The organism is Falsirhodobacter sp. 20TX0035 (assembly GCF_028307215.1).
Lineage (GTDB): Bacteria > Pseudomonadota > Alphaproteobacteria > Rhodobacterales > Rhodobacteraceae > Falsirhodobacter.
The window spans coordinates 101,179-117,677 of the sequence record NZ_JAQMHV010000005.1 but is presented as its reverse complement, the minus strand read 5'-3'; the positions used below and the strand labels follow the sequence as shown (position 1 = coordinate 117,677).

At 66.4% G+C, this 16,499-nt stretch carries 16 protein-coding genes and 1 tRNA gene; 4 read left to right on the top strand and 13 right to left on the bottom strand.

Annotated features, from left to right (window positions below):
- Position 1: 1 nt before the first annotated feature.
- Positions 2-928, top strand: a complete 927-nt coding sequence (locus PIJ50_RS08470; RefSeq protein ID WP_271974377.1) for a pirin family protein — start codon at positions 2-4, stop codon at positions 926-928.
- Here PIJ50_RS08470 and PIJ50_RS08465 read toward each other — a convergent pair whose 3' ends face one another.
- A complete protein-coding gene (locus PIJ50_RS08465; protein WP_271974375.1) occupies positions 929-1,756 on the bottom strand; it encodes an aldo/keto reductase in 828 nt (275 codons plus the stop codon).
- 16 nt (positions 1,757-1,772) lie between these two features.
- Positions 1,773-2,954, bottom strand: a complete 1,182-nt coding sequence (locus PIJ50_RS08460; RefSeq protein ID WP_271974374.1) for an MFS transporter — start codon at positions 2,952-2,954, stop codon at positions 1,773-1,775.
- Between the two features lie 99 nt (positions 2,955-3,053).
- Here PIJ50_RS08460 and PIJ50_RS08455 point away from each other — a divergent pair, with 99 nt between their 5' ends.
- On the top strand, positions 3,054-4,001 hold the full coding sequence (locus tag PIJ50_RS08455) for a LysR family transcriptional regulator (protein WP_271974373.1): 948 nt from the start codon (positions 3,054-3,056) through the stop codon (positions 3,999-4,001).
- On the opposite strand, the gene PIJ50_RS08450 is transcribed toward PIJ50_RS08455, so the two are convergent.
- The 5 genes from PIJ50_RS08450 to PIJ50_RS08430 all read right to left on the bottom strand — a co-directional run bounded on the left by PIJ50_RS08450 (position 3,938) and on the right by PIJ50_RS08430 (position 9,905).
- Positions 3,938-5,794, bottom strand: a complete 1,857-nt coding sequence (locus tag PIJ50_RS08450; protein ID WP_271974372.1) for an amidohydrolase — start codon at positions 5,792-5,794, stop codon at positions 3,938-3,940. The two genes, PIJ50_RS08455 and PIJ50_RS08450, sit on opposite strands and share 64 nt — an antisense overlap.
- Positions 5,795-5,901: 107 nt before the next feature.
- On the bottom strand, positions 5,902-6,738 hold the full coding sequence (locus PIJ50_RS08445; RefSeq protein WP_271974501.1) for an alpha/beta fold hydrolase: 837 nt from the start codon (positions 6,736-6,738) through the stop codon (positions 5,902-5,904).
- A 98-nt stretch (positions 6,739-6,836) separates the two neighbouring features.
- Complete coding sequence (locus PIJ50_RS08440; protein WP_271974371.1) at positions 6,837-7,517, bottom strand: hydrolase; 681 nt, start codon at positions 7,515-7,517, stop codon at positions 6,837-6,839.
- 550 nt (positions 7,518-8,067) lie between these two features.
- The gene (locus tag PIJ50_RS08435; protein ID WP_271974370.1) at positions 8,068-8,997 is read right to left on the bottom strand and encodes an ABC transporter substrate-binding protein; all 930 of its coding nucleotides are present in this window, start codon (positions 8,995-8,997) and stop codon (positions 8,068-8,070) included.
- Between the two features lie 818 nt (positions 8,998-9,815).
- Positions 9,816-9,905 (bottom strand) — tRNA-Ser (locus PIJ50_RS08430).
- A gap of 189 nt (positions 9,906-10,094) precedes the next feature.
- Here PIJ50_RS08430 and PIJ50_RS08425 point away from each other — a divergent pair.
- Complete coding sequence (locus PIJ50_RS08425; RefSeq protein ID WP_271974368.1) at positions 10,095-10,391, top strand: hypothetical protein; 297 nt, start codon at positions 10,095-10,097, stop codon at positions 10,389-10,391.
- A gap of 84 nt (positions 10,392-10,475) precedes the next feature.
- The gene (locus PIJ50_RS08420) at positions 10,476-11,066 is read left to right on the top strand and encodes an N-acetylmuramidase domain-containing protein (protein WP_271974367.1); all 591 of its coding nucleotides are present in this window, start codon (positions 10,476-10,478) and stop codon (positions 11,064-11,066) included.
- 6 nt (positions 11,067-11,072) lie between these two features.
- Here PIJ50_RS08420 and PIJ50_RS08415 read toward each other — a convergent pair whose 3' ends face one another.
- The 6 genes from PIJ50_RS08415 to PIJ50_RS08390 are packed head-to-tail and all read right to left on the bottom strand — an operon-like array spanning position 11,073 to position 16,467.
- Entirely contained in the window at positions 11,073-12,008 is a 936-nt protein-coding gene (locus PIJ50_RS08415) for an AEC family transporter (RefSeq protein ID WP_271974365.1), read from the bottom strand.
- Positions 12,005-12,790 carry an MBL fold metallo-hydrolase gene (locus PIJ50_RS08410; RefSeq protein ID WP_271974363.1) on the bottom strand — a complete coding sequence of 262 codons (786 nt, stop codon included), beginning with the start codon at positions 12,788-12,790 and terminating at the stop codon, positions 12,005-12,007. The genes PIJ50_RS08415 and PIJ50_RS08410 overlap by 4 nt, the downstream gene beginning before the upstream one ends.
- A complete protein-coding gene (locus PIJ50_RS08405) occupies positions 12,787-13,569 on the bottom strand; it encodes a TatD family hydrolase (protein WP_271974362.1) in 783 nt (260 codons plus the stop codon). Before PIJ50_RS08405 ends, PIJ50_RS08410 begins: the two co-directional genes overlap by 4 nt.
- Positions 13,560-14,669: a DNA polymerase III subunit delta' gene (locus tag PIJ50_RS08400; protein ID WP_271974360.1), complete on the bottom strand. Its 1,110-nt coding sequence runs from the start codon at positions 14,667-14,669 to the stop codon at positions 13,560-13,562. Before PIJ50_RS08400 ends, PIJ50_RS08405 begins: the two co-directional genes overlap by 10 nt.
- Positions 14,669-15,289 (bottom strand): dTMP kinase, encoded by a 621-nt coding sequence (gene tmk / locus PIJ50_RS08395; RefSeq protein WP_271974359.1) that lies wholly within the window; start codon positions 15,287-15,289, stop codon positions 14,669-14,671. The genes PIJ50_RS08400 and tmk overlap by 1 nt, the downstream gene beginning before the upstream one ends.
- On the bottom strand, positions 15,286-16,467 hold the full coding sequence (locus tag PIJ50_RS08390; protein WP_271974357.1) for a D-alanyl-D-alanine carboxypeptidase family protein: 1,182 nt from the start codon (positions 16,465-16,467) through the stop codon (positions 15,286-15,288). Before PIJ50_RS08390 ends, tmk begins: the two co-directional genes overlap by 4 nt.
- Positions 16,468-16,499 lie beyond the last annotated feature (32 nt).

Genomic DNA, 16,499 nt, shown 5'->3' with positions numbered 1-16,499 from the left:
CATGAGCTGGAATCCCACCCAGAACCCTGAATGTCCCGAAAGCCTTGACAGCATCGAGACGCTGATCATCCCCCGCGCCCGCGATCTGGGCGGGTTCGAGGTGCGCCGGGCGCTGCCCGCCCCGAAACGCCAGATGGTCGGCCCGTTCATCTTCTTCGACCAGATGGGCCCGGCCGAGTTCCTGACCGGCGGCGGCATCGACGTGCGGCCCCACCCCCACATCGGCCTCGCCACCGTGACCTATCTGTACAAGGGCGAGTTCCACCACCGCGACAGCACCGGCGCCGACCAGATGGTTTATCCCGGAGAGGTGAACTGGATGATCGCGGGCAACGGCGTCACCCATTCCGAACGCACGAGCGAGGAGATGCGGACGAAGCCCGGATCGCTGTTCGGCATCCAGACATGGGTGGCGCTGCCGGAACAGGCCGAGGATCAGGCTGCGAGCTTCGAGCATCACGGTCAGGACGCGCTGCCCTTCCTTGACGAAGGCGGCAAGCAGATCCGCCTGATCCTAGGATCGGCCTATGGCGAGACGGCTCCGGTGAAGACCTTCACCGAGACGTTCTATGCCGATGCCGTGCTGCAGGCGGGGGCGAAGCTGCCCTTGCCGGACAACCACGAGGATCGGGGCGTCTATATCACCAGCGGCTCCATCACCGTGGCGGGCGATACGTTCGAGGCGGGGCGCATGATGGTCTTCCGCCCCGGCGACCGGATCACCCTGACGGCAGGGCCGCAAGGTGCGCGGCTGATGGTGCTGGGGGGCGAGACACTGAACGGCTCGCGCTACATCTCGTGGAACTTCGTCGCGTCGTCGCAAGAGCGCATCGACGCGGCGAAGGAGGCGTGGCGGCAGGGGGATTGGGCCCATGGCCGCTTCCAGCTGCCGCCGGGGGATGATGCGGATTTCATCCCCCTGCCGTGATCAGTCCCACCGGGGGGCGAGGTTCGCAGGGCTGACGATGCGGCCTGCGGGGGTGGCCAGCGCGTGGATCGCGGCCATCTCGTCCCCCGACAGTTCAAAGTCGAAGATGGCGAGGTTTTCGGGCAGGCGTTCCACCTTTGCCGTCTTCGACAGGGTAACGACGCCCGGCTGCTGCACCTGCCAGCGCAGTGCCACCTGCGCGGCCGTCTTGCCGTGCTTGGCGCCGATCTCGGCCAGAACCGGATCGGTGGCCGATTTGCCGTCGGCCATGGCGTAGTACGCGGTCAACGACATGCCCAGTTCCCGCGCGGCGGCGAGCACCGCCGTCTGGTCCAGCCACGGATGATACTCCACTTGGTTCGTGACCAGCGGCGCGGCGCTCAGCTTCGCGGCCTCGTGCATCTGGGCGGAGGAGTAGTTGCTGACGCCGATATGCCGGGTCATTCCGGCGTCGCGCGCGCGGTTCAGGCCGTCGATCTGGTCGGCACGCGACACGTCGCTGCCGCCGGGCCAGTGCAGAAGCAGCAGGTCCACATGATCGGTGCCCAGCTTGCGCAGGCTTTCCTCGACTGAGGGGATGAAGTCGGCGGGCGCGAACTTGTCGACCCAGACCTTGGTGGTCAGGAAGATCTCGTCCCGTGCCACGCCCGAGGATGCGATGGCGGCGCCCACGGCCTCCTCGTTGCCGTAGATCTGGGCGGTGTCCACGTGGCGGAAGCCAAGGCGCAGCGCCTCGGGCAGGACAGCGGCGACTTCGCCCGCGTCCATGCGGAAGGTGCCGAAGCCGAGGGCGGGGATGGTCGCGCCGTTTGCGGTGATGCTGTGCATGATGCTCTCCTTTTTCTCAGGTGGTAAGTGTGGGCTGCGGATGCGCGCGGTCCAGTGCGGCGCTGCGGAGGGTCAGGATCAGGGCGCCCGCGACCAGCGCCGCGCCGACCCAGGGCGTGGCCCCAAGGCCGAGGGGGGAGCCGACAACCGTCCCGCCCACCCATGCGCCGATGGCGATGCCAAGGTTGAAGGCCGCGATGTTAAAGGCCGAGGCGACATCGACCGAACCGGGCCGTTCCTCTTGCGCCAGTTGCACGACGTAGATCTGAAGCCCCGGCACGTTGGCGAAGGACAGAAAGCCCATCGCGGCCAACGTCACCAGCGCCAGCGCGGGATGCGGCGCGGTGAAGGTGAACAGCGCCAACACGGCCGCCTGCGCGGCGAAAAGCCCGATCAGCGCACGCGCCGGATCACGGTTGGCGATGCGCCCGCCCAGCAGGTTCCCCGCCGCGATGGCCAGTCCGTAAAGGACAAGGATCAGGCTGACCTGGGCCGAGGAGAAGCCGGAGATGTCTTCCAGAATGGCGGCCAAGTAGGTGAAGGCCACGAAGGTCCCGCCATAGCCAAGCGCGGTCATCGCATAGACGCGCAGCAAGCGGGTGCTGGTCAGGACGCGCAGCTGGTCCCGCAGCGGGGCCGCCTCGGGACGTTCGATGTTCGCGGGCAGCAGCAGGGCGATGCCGGTCATGGCGACGGCGCCCAGCAGGCTGACGCCCCAGAACGTCGCGCGCCAGCCGAAGGTCTGCCCGATCAGCGTTCCCAGCGGCACCCCCGTCACGATGGCGAAGGTCAGTCCCATGAACATCAATGCGATGGCCGAGGCGCGCTTGTCCGGCGCGACAAGGCTGGCGGCGATGGTGGCGCCCACGGAAAAGAACACGCCATGGGCGAAGGCCGACAAGACCCGCCCCGCCAGCAGCGGCGCGTAGGAGGGGCTGAGCGCGGCGAGGGCGTTGCCAAGGATGAACAACGCCATCAACCCCAGCAACAGCGGCTTGCGCGGAAGGCGTGCGCTCAGCGCGGTCAGGATCGGCGCACCGAAGGTCACGCCAAGCGCATAGACGCTGACGATCAGGCCGGCGGTGGGCAGGGTGATGGACAGGTCGGCGGCCACGGTGGGCAGCAGGCCGACGATGACGAATTCGGTGGTTCCGATCGCATAGGCCGCGATCGTCAGGGCGATAAGGGCGGGGGGCATGGCGGCTCCTTTCTGTGGCCACCCATATGACGCGGGCGATATCGCTTGATAACCGCCTCTATCCGAGGAACACTTGTGCTTGAAATGCAAAGGTGGGCGATGGACAACCGGCTGGGAGAGATGGAGATCTTCACGCGCGTGGCAGCATTAGGCAGCTTTTCCGCCGCCGCGCGGCAGCTTGGGCAGACGCCTTCGGCCGTCAGCCGCGCCATCACGCGGCTGGAGGAACGGCTGCGGGTGCGGCTGCTGGTCCGGTCCACCCGGAGCCTGACCCCGACGCCGGAGGGAGAGGCCTATCTGGCCGAAGCGCGCCAGATGCTGGACCGGCTGGCGGAGATGGAGGATCGGATCGGCCAGCGCGGCCAGACCCCGCGCGGGCCTTTGCGCGTCAGTTCCACCGTGGGGTTCGGCACGCTGGTGGTTCTGCCGCTGGTGCCGGCGTTCCTGCGGACCTGTCCCGACGTGCAGCTGGACCTGACGCTGAGCGATGCCGTGGTGGATCTGTGGCAGGAACGGACAGATCTGGCGCTGCGTTCGGGGCGGCTGAAATCGTCATCCCTGACCGCACGGCGGATCGCGACGATGCGGCGGGTGGTCGTCGCCGCGCCGGAATACCTGGCGCGGCGCGGGGTGCCACAGCGCCCCGCCGACCTTGAGGGGCATGACGCGCTGCTTTACAACTTCCAGCCCCCCGAATGGATGTTTCACGCCGGCGGCAATGCGCTGCGACAGCCGGTGCGCGGCCCGTTTGCCGCCAGCGACGGGACCATCCTGCGCCAGGCCTGCCTGGCCGGTCTGGGGCTGATGCGGACAGGGGACACGGTGGTGGCGGCGGACCTTCTTGACGGGCGGCTGGTCGAGGTTCTGGCCGATTACGCCCCGCCCGAGCCCGAAACCCTGCACGCCGTTTATGCGGGGCATCCGCATCTGGCCTTGCGCATCCGTGCCTTTGTGGACTTTCTGGCGGCGCATGTTCCCGGCGGTCACACCGCCCAGCAGGCGCAGCCAAGCGCGCCCCAAAAGCTGCGCAGGTCCGACACCGGCTGATGTCCACCCCAGGCGCGGGCATGATCATGGCCATGCACCCCGCAGGACGACGCGCAGCCGCATGTGATAGCCGCCTGTTGCGCCACCTGCGCCTGACCCCAGCCGGCATAGCCGCCGAAGGTCCGCACGGGCGACCAGTCGGGCATGGCGGGCGGGATGGGAGTGGCGTGGTCGGCAAAGGCGCCCTTGGCGAAGACGACGCGGCCGCCCACCATCGTCAGGTCTGCGGTGATGTCCGGGATGTCGGCCTCGGCGCAGGTGAAGAAGTCGCGGTCGGGCACCACCAGATCGGCCAGATGGCCCGGCGCGATGCGGCCACGCCGCCCCTCGTCGTTCGAGAACCACGCGACCTTTTCCGTCCACATGCGCAGCGCCGTTTCCCGGTCCAGCCGGTTGCGTTCGGGCGTGATCCGCAGCCCCCCGACCGTCGCGCCCGAGATCATCCATGACAGCCCTACCCAGGGGTTGTAGCTGGACACCCGGGTCGCGTCCGACCCTGCCGAGGTGCGCACTCCCCTCTCCAGCATCTTGGCGACGGGGGGCGTGGCTTCGGCCGCCCGCGCGCCATAGCGTTCGACGAAATATTCCCCCTGATAGGCCATGCGGTGCTGCACCGCGACCCCGCCGCCAAGCGCCGCGATCCGGTCGAGCGAGCGGTCCGACACGGTTTCCGCATGGTCGAAGAACCAGTGGATCCCTTCCAGCGGGATGTCGCGGTTCACTTTCTCGAACACGTCCAGCGCGCGGGTGATCGTCTCGTCATAGGTGGCGTGCATCCGCCAAGGCCAGCGGTTTTCGGCCAGGATGCGGACCACGTCCTCCAGATCGTCCTCCATCCCGGGGTCGAGATCGGGGCGGGGTTCGCGGAAATCCTCGAAATCGGCGGCGGAAAAGACCAGCATCTCCCCCGCGCCGTTGTGGCGGAAATAGTCGTCGCCCTGCCGGTAGGTGACGGACTTCGTCCACTTCAGGAAGTCCTCCTTCTCCTCTTTCGGCTTCTGGGTGAAGAGGTTGTAGGCAAGGCGCACCGTCAGCTGGTCGTCGTCGTGCAGCTTCTGGATGATTTCGTAATCCTCGGGATAGTTCTGCATCCCGCCGCCCGCGTCGATCACGCCGGTGATGCCCAGCCGGTTCAGCTCGCGCATGAAGTGGCGGGTGGAGTTCAGCTGATAGTCGAAGGGCAGCTTCGGCCCCCGCGCCAGCGTCGCATAAAGGATCCCGGCATTGGGCTTTGCCAGCAGCAGGCCCGTGGGATTGCCGCGCGCGTCGCGCTGGATCTCGCCCCCCGGCGGGTTCGGCGTGTCCTTGGTGTAGCCGACGGCGCGGAGGGCGGCGGCGTTCAGCAGGGCGCGGTCATAGAGGTGCAGGATGAAGACGGGCGTGTCGGGGGCCGCGGCGTTGATCTCCTCCAGCGTGGGCAGGCGCTTTTCGTCGAACTGGTGTTCCGTGAAGCCGCCGACGATGCGCACCCATTGCGGGGGCGGCGTGATCTCCACCTGCCGGCGCAGCATGTTCATGGCGTCCGACAGGGACCGCACGCCGTCCCACCGCAGCTCCATGTTGTAGTTGAGGCCGCCGCGCACGACATGGGTGTGGTTGTCGATCAGGCCGGGCAGAACGGACCGCCCACGCATGTCGAGGATCCGCGTCCTTTCGCCCGCCAGCCTCAGGATCTCGGCGTCGTTGCCGGTGGCGGTGAAGGCTCCGTCGGTGATCGCCACGGCGGTCGCGGTGGGCGCTGCCCGGTCCAGCGTCGTGATGCGGGCGTTGTGGAGGATCAGGTCAGGATGCATGGGCTTCTCTGTTCTTGTCATTGCATCAGCCCGGATCGCATGTGCGAGGGGCGCTGGAAAGGCCGTCGAGGACGGGCCGCTGCCATGATCGACGGCGTGGGGGCCGATCAGCCCTTGATGAAGGCCAGCAGATCCTTGTTCAGCACGTCGGCGTTCACCGTCAGCATGCCGTGCGAGAAGCCGGGATAGGTCTTCAGGGTGCCGTTCTGCAGCAGCTTCACCGACCTCTCGGCCGAGGCCTTGATCGGCACGATCTGGTCATCTTCGCCATGCAGGACCAGCGTGGGCACGGTGATCGCGCGCAGATCCTCGGTCTGATCGGTTTCCGAGAAGGCCTTGATGCCGTCGTAGTGGGCTTTGGCCCCGCCCATCATGCCCTGGCGCCACCAGTTCTGGATCACGCCCTCCTGCACTTCGGCACCCTCGCGGTTGAAACCGTAGAACGGGCCCGCAGGCACGTCGCGGAAGAACTGCGCGCGGTTCGCGGCAAGGGCGGCGCGGAAGCCGTCGAACACCTCCCTCGGGGTGCCGTCGGGGTTGGCGTCGGTCTTCAGCATCAGCGGCGGGACCGCCGAGACGAGGATCGCCTTCGACACCCGGCCTGCGGGCTGGCCGTGTTTCGCGACATAGCGGGCAACCTCGCCGCCCCCCGTGGAATGGCCGATATGGACGACGTTCCTCAGATCCAGCGCTTCCACCACCGCGAAGGCGTCGGCGGCGTAGTGGTCCATGTCGTGCCCGTCCGACACCTGAGAGGACCGACCGTGCCCGCGCCGGTCATGGGCGATCACGCGGAAGCCCTGGCCCAGGAAGAACAGCATCTGCGCGTCCCAGTCGTCGCTGCTCAGCGGCCAGCCGTGGTGGAACATGATGGGCTGGGCGTCTTTCGGGCCCCAGTCCTTGACGAAGATCTCGGTGCCGTCGGTGGTGGTGACGAAGGTCATGGCGACGTCCTTTGATGTGGCGGCGAAGGCCGGCAGAAGGGGAAGGGTCACGGTGGCCGCCGCGGCCATCAGCAGCGCGCGGCGGGAAAGGGACAGGGTCATGCGGGGATGGGGGCCAGCGTCGCGCCGGTGTGGCGGCCGCGGGCCGGGGCCCCGTGAACCATGGTGTAGGCGTAATCCACGCCCATGCCGTAGGCGCCGGAATGTTCGCGCACCACGTTCATCACCGCATCATAGGTGTCGCGCTTGGCCCAGTCGCGCTGCCATTCCAGCATCACCTGCTGCCACGTCACCGGGATCACGCCCGCCTGCACCATGCGCATCATGGACATGTCATGGGCTTCCTTGCTGGTGCCGCCCGACGCGTCGGAGACCATGTAGATCTCGTAATCCGTGTCCGCCATCGCCGACAGCGCGAAGGAGTTGTTGCAGACCTCGGTCCACAGGCCCGACACGACGATCTTCTTGCGGCCGTTGGCGGCCAGTGCGTCGCGCACCTTCTGGTCGTCCCAGGAGTTCATCGAGGTCCGCTCCAGCAGCGGCGCGTCGGGCACCACGTCCAGCAGTTCGGGATAGGTCTTCCCCGAGAAGCTGTCGGTTTCCACCGTGGTGATCGTGGTCGGGATGCCGAAGATCTGCGCGGCCTTGGCCAGGGCCACGGTGTTGTTCTTCAGGACCTGCCGGTCGATCGACTGCACGCCAAAGGCCATCTGCGGCTGGTGGTCGATGAAGATGATCTGGCTGTTCGTGGGCGAGAGCAGGTCAAGTTTGCCGGTCATGATCTTTGTTCCTTGTCAGAGGGTTGCGATGTCTGTGAGAAGACTGTGCCCTGGAACATCCTCAGCGATAATCGCAATAGTTTTCACTTATATATTGCATCCATGGCAATGGTTGACCGCCTTCGGCATCATGCCAACTGTGCCTCGCGGATGGTCAAGGACGATGACAGCCAGAACGAAGGTGATCGGGAGGGGTCTGCTGATCTGGCCCCGCTCCACGGCCTGATCGATCTGTTCCGCATCGCGGGTGAAAGGGCGAGCGTACAGCCCGATACATCCGGGTATCGCCTTGGCAACCTTCGGGTGCGAGAATCGCGTGCGTGTAGGACCGCCGTACCGGCTGAGTCACGTTGGCCTGCACAGCATGGATCATGCTGAAGGGTTGGCTTTCGAACCCGTCGCCGCGCACTGGCTGCAGGATCGCCACGCTGGAGGGGCCGTCATTCGCTTCGCCTGCGCCGGGCCGTTCGTGCTGGATCAAATCCAGCGGATCAACGACGGGCAACGACGCACCGGGCCCTCGCCAAGCATCTTGCCCGGCCTCGCCCCGCTATCCTTCTGGACGAGGATCACATGGACGAGGGCGACATTTTTGCAGCGGCCGGCATCCTCGCATGGGTTGGTTGCCTTCGGTGTCGACCTGCCAGAAGTAAGGGTTCCGGGCATAGGTGACGCGGGTTGCACCGCCGTTGTAAGGCGCCGTGATCACCCACGGATCCATGACCGGCCGTTCGATGTTCATGAAGCGCGCCGCGGTGCGCACACCGCCGCATTTTGCCGCGAACAGGCTTTGCCAGTCCGCATACCCTCCTTGCGCGGCAAGGGTCATCACGTCGGGATTGTGATCGGCGTGGAACTGCGAGCAGTAGTGCTTGGGATAGTAAACCGGGCTTTGTCCTTCCCACCGCGTCATCTCGATCAGGAACATCGCGTTCGGCTGATCAAAGGTGAAGGTGACGGTGCGGTCATCCACGATCTCCACCCTCACCGGTGTGCCGCCCGCGACATAGCGGGATTCGATCGCGCCGAGATCGCTGTTCAGCATGACATCTTCCATGGCGAAACGGACATCTTCCGTTGTCATGGGCGTGCCATCAGACCAGTGGAGGCCCTCACGGAGGGTGAAGGTGAAGAGACGGTTGTCGTCGCTGACCTGATAGGTTTCGGCCAGGTTGGGCACGATTTCGTCGAAGTTCGTGCTGCGCCGGACAAAGCCCTGAGCGCCGATCCAGCGCAAGAGGAAGCTTTGGTCGGACGCTCCGATGATCCCGGATTTCAAGGACCCGCCATATCGCCCGACGGAATCAATCGGCGTCACGACCTCGGGTCGGACCGGAAGGCGTTCTGCCACCGGGGGCAATTGGTTTTCTTCGACTTTCTTCAGAAGTTGCGGCGCTTCCTTATAATCTTGGCCTATTGCACCGCTGGCCGCAAAAAGACTGACGGCAAAAATGCCTGTCGCATAACGGTTGAATAACATATCTTAATTCCTCCCCCAAGGCTTTCTGACCGTCAGCGAAGCTGCAGCCGTTATCCGGAAGGCGACCATTACGCGTTTGAAGGCAAAGCAGTGCTGTGCCCTGCCATTTCCGATGGAATGGGTATTGTCTGAAAGTCGTAATGGTTTTGGCGCACACCGCCTGAAAGCAGTGTGCAGGGTGCCTTCAATCCTGTCGTCTTGCCTCCCAACGCAACAAAAGGATCATCCCGATTAGCGGACTAATGCATTAGTGAGTCAATACGATTTTTTGACGAAAGAAAAGACTGCAGCCGTATTCTCTTGATTTTTGAGAAACAAGGCCATTCCAGGTTAATGCAACATGTAGATCAAGAAGCTTTTTCTTGCTGTACTGCTGTGACTGAAGATCTTGTGTGCGGCATCCTGACGCACCTTCAAGCCTGAGGAGGTGCGTCTTTCTTACCCGCTGTCGTGCTCTGGAATAAATGTGCGGGGGCAGCAGGTGTCGCTGCGGCAGTTTGCGTATGCGGGGGAAGGGGTGGCCGTAGATGCAGTGACCGGTCGTTTTCCGGTAGGTTTGGAAACGATCGTTCTCCAGACGGAGGCGGCAGGTGACCTGTTTCGGTGTCCAGCTGAACGTCGCGTATCCAAGATCTATTGCAGAGCTGCGGCTGGCGGATCCATCTGTGCTTGCAGTGATGACGATCCCCGTACGGATCTGCGCCGCCAAGGCGAAGTAGCCACGCACCCTAGGCATATCGGCGCCATGGTTGGGTCGGATTTCTTGGACGATGGCGGTCCGGTGACGCTTCAGGACCTGCGCGATCTCATAGGGTAATTGGCGGAGAGACAGGGATTCGAACCCTGGGTCGGCTCACACCGACAACGGTTTTCGAGACCGCCGCATTCGACCACTCTGCCACCTCTCCGCATCAGGGGTCGTCGTGCCGGATCGTGTAGCCGCGAAGCGGGGCGGGTGCAAGGGGCATCGTGGAAATTTCCGGCCCTTTCCCGACGTTGCACCGGGCACCGCGCGGTGGGGTTCGTCGGCCTTAACGTCCCGTATGCAACTTGGCCTCATGCAAGGACCGGGGGTCGGGATGGACGGATGCGGCGGCGTGCTCTGCACGTTGGGGATCGAGGGGGAGCGGACGCTTCTGGCAGGGGCCTTCGGCGGGGCGACGCGCTGGATCGCGTCAGACCGGCGCACGTGGCAGGCGGCGGTTCTGGCCGTCGCGGGCGGGGCGCTGGCAGGCTGTTACGTCTGGCCGATGATCCTGTGGCTTCTGCGGATGGAGGAGCGGCCGCAGACGATCGCCATGGCCGCCTTTCTGGCCGGAACTCTCGGCATTTCAGGCGTGCGGGCTCTGTCGGCCGTCGTCGACGCCCGCGCGCGGAAGATGCGCGATGCGTGATCCCCTGCTGCAATTGATCCGCGAAGAGAGTCGGGCCTGGACCCTCGCCCTTGCCATCACCATCATCCTGTGGGGGACCAGCCTGTGACATACTGCTTCAAGGGCCGCGCGGAGCGGCTGACCGGTTATGACCTGCCCGAGATCGCCACCCTGATCGGCGTGGGGGAAGAGGAACTTCGTGCCGTGATGGCGGTGGAAGCGGCAGAGGGAGGCTTCGATGCGCAGGGCCGCCCGGTCATGGTGTTCGAGCCGCATGTCTTCTGGCGCGAACTGCCCGCCTCAAAACGCAAGGGGGCGGAACGGGCGGGGCTGGCCTGTCCAGTCTGGGGGATGAAGGCACAGCCCCAAGACAGCTATGCCGCGCTGGATCTGGCAATGACGTTGGACCCAGTGGCGGCGCTGCGGTCGGCCGCCTGGGGGCTGGGGCGGATCCTTGGTGCGCATCACAAGGCGGCCGGTCATGACACCGTTCAGGCCATGGTCGCGGCCTTCATGGATGACGAAGCGGCGCAGCTGGAGGCGATGGTCCGCTTCATCCAGTCCGAAGGTCTGGACGACGACCTGCGTCGGCACGACTGGTCGGCCTTCGCGCGCGGCTACCACGGGGCGGGCTATGCCACCCAGGGCGTCCATACTAAGCTGGCGGCGGCCTATGCGGGCGCGGTGGCCGCCTGAGGCGCCTTACGGCAGGACGTGCAGCCAGCCCCAGATGGAAAAGAGCGACAGCGCCGTCGCGACCAGCACGCTGGTGGCGCTGACGCGTTTCGCCACGCCGTAAAGGTTGGCGAACAGGAAGGCGTTCATCCCCGGCGCCATGGACGCCGTCACCACAACGGACCGCAACTGATCCACACCCAGACCCACCGCGCGCCCGATGCCATAGCCGATCAGCGGGTGCACGATCAGCGACAGCACACAGATCATGGCCACCACCTTGCCGTCGCCTTCGGGACGGTAGCGGCACAGGACGCCGCCCAGCCCGAACAGCGCCGCGGGAAGCGCCGCGCGCATCATCATCTGAAGCCCCCCTTCCAGCACGCCCGGAAGGCCAAGGCCCGTCAGATTCCAGGTCAGCCCCAGCAGGATGCCGATGACCAGCGGCTGGCGGATCAGCGATTGCAGGATCTGGCGCGCCAGCTGGATCTTGGCGATGCCGGTGCCGCGGGCGCGCACGATCTCCATCGTGGCGATGCCGGCGCCGTACAGGATCGGGGAATGCAGCGCGATGATCGTGAAGTTGCCCGCCAGCGCGTCCGACCCGTAGGCCCGTTCCATGATCGGAATGCCCAGCAGAAGCGAGTTCGAGAAGAGGCAGCAGAAGCCGATGGCCACCGAATCCTCTGGCGGGCGCTTGAAGAGCGTGTAGGCCGCGATCCCGCCCACGAGGAAGCACGCAAAGGCGCCGGAATAGAAGGCAAGGAAGATCCCCGGCTCGAAGCTGTTCGCGATGTCGAGCGTTGCCATGTTGTAGAACAAAAGGCAGGGCAGGGCGAAGTTCTGCGCGAAACGCGTGACCCCGTCGATGGCCGGGTCCGTGATCAGCCCCGAACGCCGCGCCCAGTATCCAAAGCCGATAACCAGGAAGACCGGCAGGATGACGTTCAGAAGGGCGTTCACAAGTCGATCCTCATTCCATCATGGGCGGGGATGATGCCGTCCGGCAGGTCCCGGCACAGCGTGTCGTAATCCATGTCGATGTGCATGTTCGTCAGCACGGCCCGGGCCGGGGCGGCGCGCGCGATCCATTCGAGTGTCAGCGCCAGATGGGCATGCGACGGGTGCGGCTTCGGGCGCAGGGCGTCCACGATGAACAGGTCCAGGCCGTCCAGCACGGGCCAACTGCTTTCGGGGATGGCCACCGCGTCGGGCAGATAGGCCGCGTTCCCGATCCGGAATCCCAGCGCGTCGATGGTGCCGTGATGCGCGGTGAAGGGCTGGAAGGGGATCGGCCCGCCGGCGCCCGTCACGGCGAACGCGCCGGTGATGCTGTTCAGGTCGCAGATCGGCGGATAGGAGGAGCCTGCGGGCTGCACGAAGGCATAGGCGAAGCGGGACAGCAGCGCCTCCTGCGTGGCGGCGTCGGCCCAGACGGGCAGGCGGGTGCCGATGTTGAACGCGATCTGGCGCAGGTCGTCGATGCCGTGCACGTGGTCGGCATGCGGATGGGTGTAGACGACGGCGTCCAATTCTCCCACCCCCGCGTCCAGAAGCTGGTCACGCATGTCGGGCGTGGTGTCGATCAGGGCGCGCGTGACGCCCCCGTCGCCGAAGCGTTCCACCAGCAGTGAACAGCGGCGGCGGCGGTTATTCGGGTTGGACGGATCGCAGGCCCCCCAATGCCCTCCCAGGCGCGGCACCCCCCCCGACGATCCGCAGCCGAGGATGGTGAGCCGGATCATGCGGCAGCCTTCGCGAACAGGCGGTCGAAGTTGGCGGTGGTGGCGGCGGCGAACTGCTCCAGCGTCATTCTGAACACCTCCGCCCCAACTTTGGCCGTGTGGGCGGTGTAGGCCGGTTCGTTGCGCCGTCCGCGATGGGGCGGGGGCGCCAGATAGGGGCTGTCGGTTTCCAGAAGGATGCGGTCCAGCGGGGCCGCCGCGAAGATGTCGCGCAGCGCGCCTGATTTTGGAAAGGCTGCGATCCCCGACATGGACAGATAGAAACCCAGATCCAGCATCGCCCGCCCCAGTTCCGCCGAAGAGGAGAAGCAGTGCATCACGCAGCCGAAGGCGCCGGCGCGGTGCTCTTCGGTCAGGATGCGGGCCATGTCGTCATCGGCGTCGCGGGCGTGGATGATCAGGGGCAGGCCGGTCTGCCGCGCCGCCTCGATGTGCACGCGCAGGCTTTCCTGCTGCACCGCCGCCGAATCGCCGCTGTAGTGATAGTCGAGCCCGGTTTCCCCGATCCCCACGAACTTCGGATGCAGCGCCAGCGCCACCAGCTGGTCCACCGTGGCCATCGGCTCTTCGGCCGCGCTCATGGGGTGGGTGCCGGCGGCGTAGAACACGCCCTCATGCGCCTCGGCGATGGCGCGGACGGCGGGTTCGTTGCGCAGGCGGGTGCAGATCGTCACCATGCGCGTGACACCGGCGGCGCGGGCGCGGGCGATCACCTCGTCCCGTTCTTCGGCGAAGTCGGGGAAATCCAGGTGGCAGTGGCTGTCAACGATCATGCACATGTCCGGGCGAGCGTGGCCGCCGTCTCGTCAATTTTCAGAACCATATCCATGAGAAGGGCGGCAGGGTCAAGGTTGACCGCCTTTCCCTGGCGCGCGCGGTGGCCCAGCGTCTGCTGCAGTTCGGCCCAGGCCAGCGCCGCGCGCGGGGTGGGGGACAACCGTTCCAGAAGGTCGGATTCGCCCTTCGCGGCCTCGGGCGGAAGGGCGCCCAGCGTGCCGGCCCGTGCCATCCGCGCCAGAAGCCGGTCGATCAGGCCGACGATCAGGTCGAACCGCGCCTCATTCCCCCGGCCCGTGCCCGCCTCGGCCAGCGCCAGCGCGCGGCCGCGGTCCAGCCGGGGCAGGGTGCCCAGAAGGTCCACCAGCTGCCGATACAGCACCAGCCCGTCGAGGTTCAGGAGCCGCACCGCTTCCCCCACCGACCCGCCGCCCAGTTCGGCCAGCGCCACGGGATCCTCCACCGCCGCGCCAGCCTGCACCAGCGCGTCCTGCATCGCCGCCGGTTCCAGCGCGGACAGGCGCAGTTCCCGGCAGCGCGACCGGATCGTGGGCAGCAGGCGCGAGGGCTGGTGGCTGACAAGGATCAACGTGACGCCGGGGGGCGGTTCCTCCAGCAGCTTCAGAAGGGCGTTGGCCCCGGCGGGGGCCAGTTCGTCCGCCGCGTCCACGATGGCAACGCGGCGCCCGCCATCGGCCGCCGACAGGGTGAAGAAGCTTTTCATCTTCCGCACCTCGTCCACGCGGATGTCGGCGGACAGGGCCGATCCGGTGGCGTTCGCGCCGCGCCGCAACAGGAACAGGCGCGGTTCGGACAGGGCGGCGATGCGGCGGGCGACGGGGTGATCGGCCTCCACCTCCAGCGAGTCGGGGGGGAACATCCCACCCTCCTGCGCCAGAAGGAAACGGGCGATCCGCCAGGCCAGCGTCGCCTTGCCCACGCCGCGCGGGCCGGTGATCAGCCAGCCGTGGTGCAGGCGGCCGGTGTGGAAGGCGTCGAGGAACGCGGCCTCGGCCCGGTCATGGCCGAACAGGATGCGGGTGTCGCGCGGGTGGGGGGCGCCTTCGACGCGGTCGGGTTCGGGAAGCGTCACCTCGGCCATCAGGCGCCCGCCAGATGGTCCAGCGTCGCGGCCAGCACGTCGGCGGCCACGGCGTCCGCGTCACGCGCGCCGTCGATGACGCGGAAGCGGGGGGCGGCGGCCAGCGCCAGGAAGCCATTGCGCATCTGGCGTTGCAGGGCCAGTCCCATATCCTCGAACCGCTGTTCGCCGCCGCGGTTCTGCGCGCGTGACAGGCCCAGTTCGGGGTCGATGTCGATCAGCAGGGTCAGGTCCGGATCCAGCCCGATCATCCTGTCGTGCAGCAGGTCCGCCTGATCGCGCAGGCCGCCCCGCAGGCCCTGATACATCCGCGTGCTGTCGATGAACCGGTCCGAGATGACGATGCCCCCCCGATCCAGCGCCGGAAGGATCGTCTTTTCCAGATGGTCGCGGCGGGCGGCGGTGAACAGCAGAAGTTCGGTCGTGGCGGACCAGCGGTCGGGGTCGCCCTGAAGCAGAAGGTGGCGGATCTCCTCCGCCCCCTCGCTGCCGCCGGGTTCGCGCGTCAGGGTCACGTCATGGCCGCGCGCGCGCAGGGCATCCGCCAGCGCGCGGGCCTGCGTGGACTTGCCCGACCCGTCGATCCCCTCGAAGCTGAGAAAGCGACCGCCCGTGGTCACTGGGCGGGCTGCTCGGCCGGGGGGGCGGCATCGGCGGCCAGGAACCGGTCGGCCAGAACGCGCGCCGCCGTCATCAGCCGGGTGCCGAAGCCGCCCGGCGCCACGGCGCCTTCGGCCACCAGTGGAACCGTCTGTTCGCCCATACCCGGAATGGTCACGCGCAGCGTTCCCAACTCCTGCCCCTGCGCCACGGGCGCGTCAACGGGGCCGGAATACACGATCTCGGCCGCGATCTGGTCCTGGAACTGCACGGGCACCAGCAGCTTCACGTCCTGCGCCGCCACCAGACCCACATCCTGCGCCTGACCCATCCAGACATCGGCCGTGCCCAGCCGTTCGCCCGCCTTCACCACCGTCTTCTGGGTGAACTGCCGGAACGCGAAGTTGGAGATGGCCTCGGCCTCGGTCGCGCGGTCGGCGTTGCTTTGCAGCCCGTTGATCACGAAGACGATCCGGCGGCCGTCCAGATCGGATTTCGCCGACCCGACAAGGCCATAGCCCGACTGTTCGGTGTGGCCGGTCTTCAGCCCGTCGGCGTGCCAGTCGCCGGCCTGGATCTCCAGCAGCGGGTTGCGGTTGGCCGAGTTTGCGGGAACGCGGTTCATGTAGACAAAGGACTGGACCGAGAAGTTCTGGTAGAGTTCGGGGAACTCCTCGATCAGGCGGACGGCCAGAACGCCCAGGTCGTGCATCGACATCAGATGTTCCGGGTCCGGCCAGCCCGAGGCGTTGACGAAGTGGGAATCGTTCAGGCCCAGCTGCTTGGCCCGGTCGTTCATCATCTTGGCGAAGTTCTCCTCGGTCCCGCCAAGGCCCTCGGCCACCACCACGCAGGCGTCGTTGCCCGAGTTCACGATGATGCCGTGAATCAGTTCTTCCACCGTAGGGCGGTCGTCGGGCTTCACGAACATCTTCGACCCGCCCATACGCCAGGCCTTTTCCGACACGGGGAAGGTGGTGTCCATGGTCACGCGGCCGTCGTGCAGCGCTTCGAACAGCATGTTCAGCGTCATCAGCTTCGACATGGACGCAGGGTGTTCGGGCGTGTGGGCGTTCTTGTCCAGAAGAACCGTGTGCGTGGTCATGTCGTAGACCCAGGCGGAGGTCGCACGCGTCTCGAACGCATGGCCAAGGGCCGGCACGGTTGTCAGAAGGAGGGCAATCATCAGCCGTTTCATCGTGTCGGTCCCCATCATGGCGTTCTGCGCGG

Bases quoted from the DNA above. Each gene is read 5' to 3' on its own strand.
- PIJ50_RS08470 (WP_271974377.1), top strand. From the start codon at position 2: ATGAGCTGGAATCCCACCCAGAACCCTGAATGTCCCGAAAGCCTTGAC.
- PIJ50_RS08465 (WP_271974375.1), bottom strand. From the start codon at position 1,756: ATGCACAGCATCACCGCAAACGGCGCGACCATCCCCGCCCTCGGCTTC.
- PIJ50_RS08460 (WP_271974374.1), bottom strand. From the start codon at position 2,954: ATGCCCCCCGCCCTTATCGCCCTGACGATCGCGGCCTATGCGATCGGA.
- PIJ50_RS08455 (WP_271974373.1), top strand. From the start codon at position 3,054: ATGGACAACCGGCTGGGAGAGATGGAGATCTTCACGCGCGTGGCAGCA.
- PIJ50_RS08450 (WP_271974372.1), bottom strand. From the start codon at position 5,794: ATGCATCCTGACCTGATCCTCCACAACGCCCGCATCACGACGCTGGAC.
- PIJ50_RS08445 (WP_271974501.1), bottom strand. From the start codon at position 6,738: ATGACCTTCGTCACCACCACCGACGGCACCGAGATCTTCGTCAAGGAC.
- PIJ50_RS08440 (WP_271974371.1), bottom strand. From the start codon at position 7,517: ATGACCGGCAAACTTGACCTGCTCTCGCCCACGAACAGCCAGATCATC.
- PIJ50_RS08435 (WP_271974370.1), bottom strand. From the start codon at position 8,997: ATGTTATTCAACCGTTATGCGACAGGCATTTTTGCCGTCAGTCTTTTT.
- PIJ50_RS08410 (WP_271974363.1), bottom strand. From the start codon at position 12,790: ATGATCCGGCTCACCATCCTCGGCTGCGGATCGTCGGGGGGGGTGCCG.
- PIJ50_RS08405 (WP_271974362.1), bottom strand. From the start codon at position 13,569: ATGTGCATGATCGTTGACAGCCACTGCCACCTGGATTTCCCCGACTTC.
- PIJ50_RS08400 (WP_271974360.1), bottom strand. From the start codon at position 14,669: ATGGCCGAGGTGACGCTTCCCGAACCCGACCGCGTCGAAGGCGCCCCC.
- PIJ50_RS08390 (WP_271974357.1), bottom strand. From the start codon at position 16,467: ATGAAACGGCTGATGATTGCCCTCCTTCTGACAACCGTGCCGGCCCTT.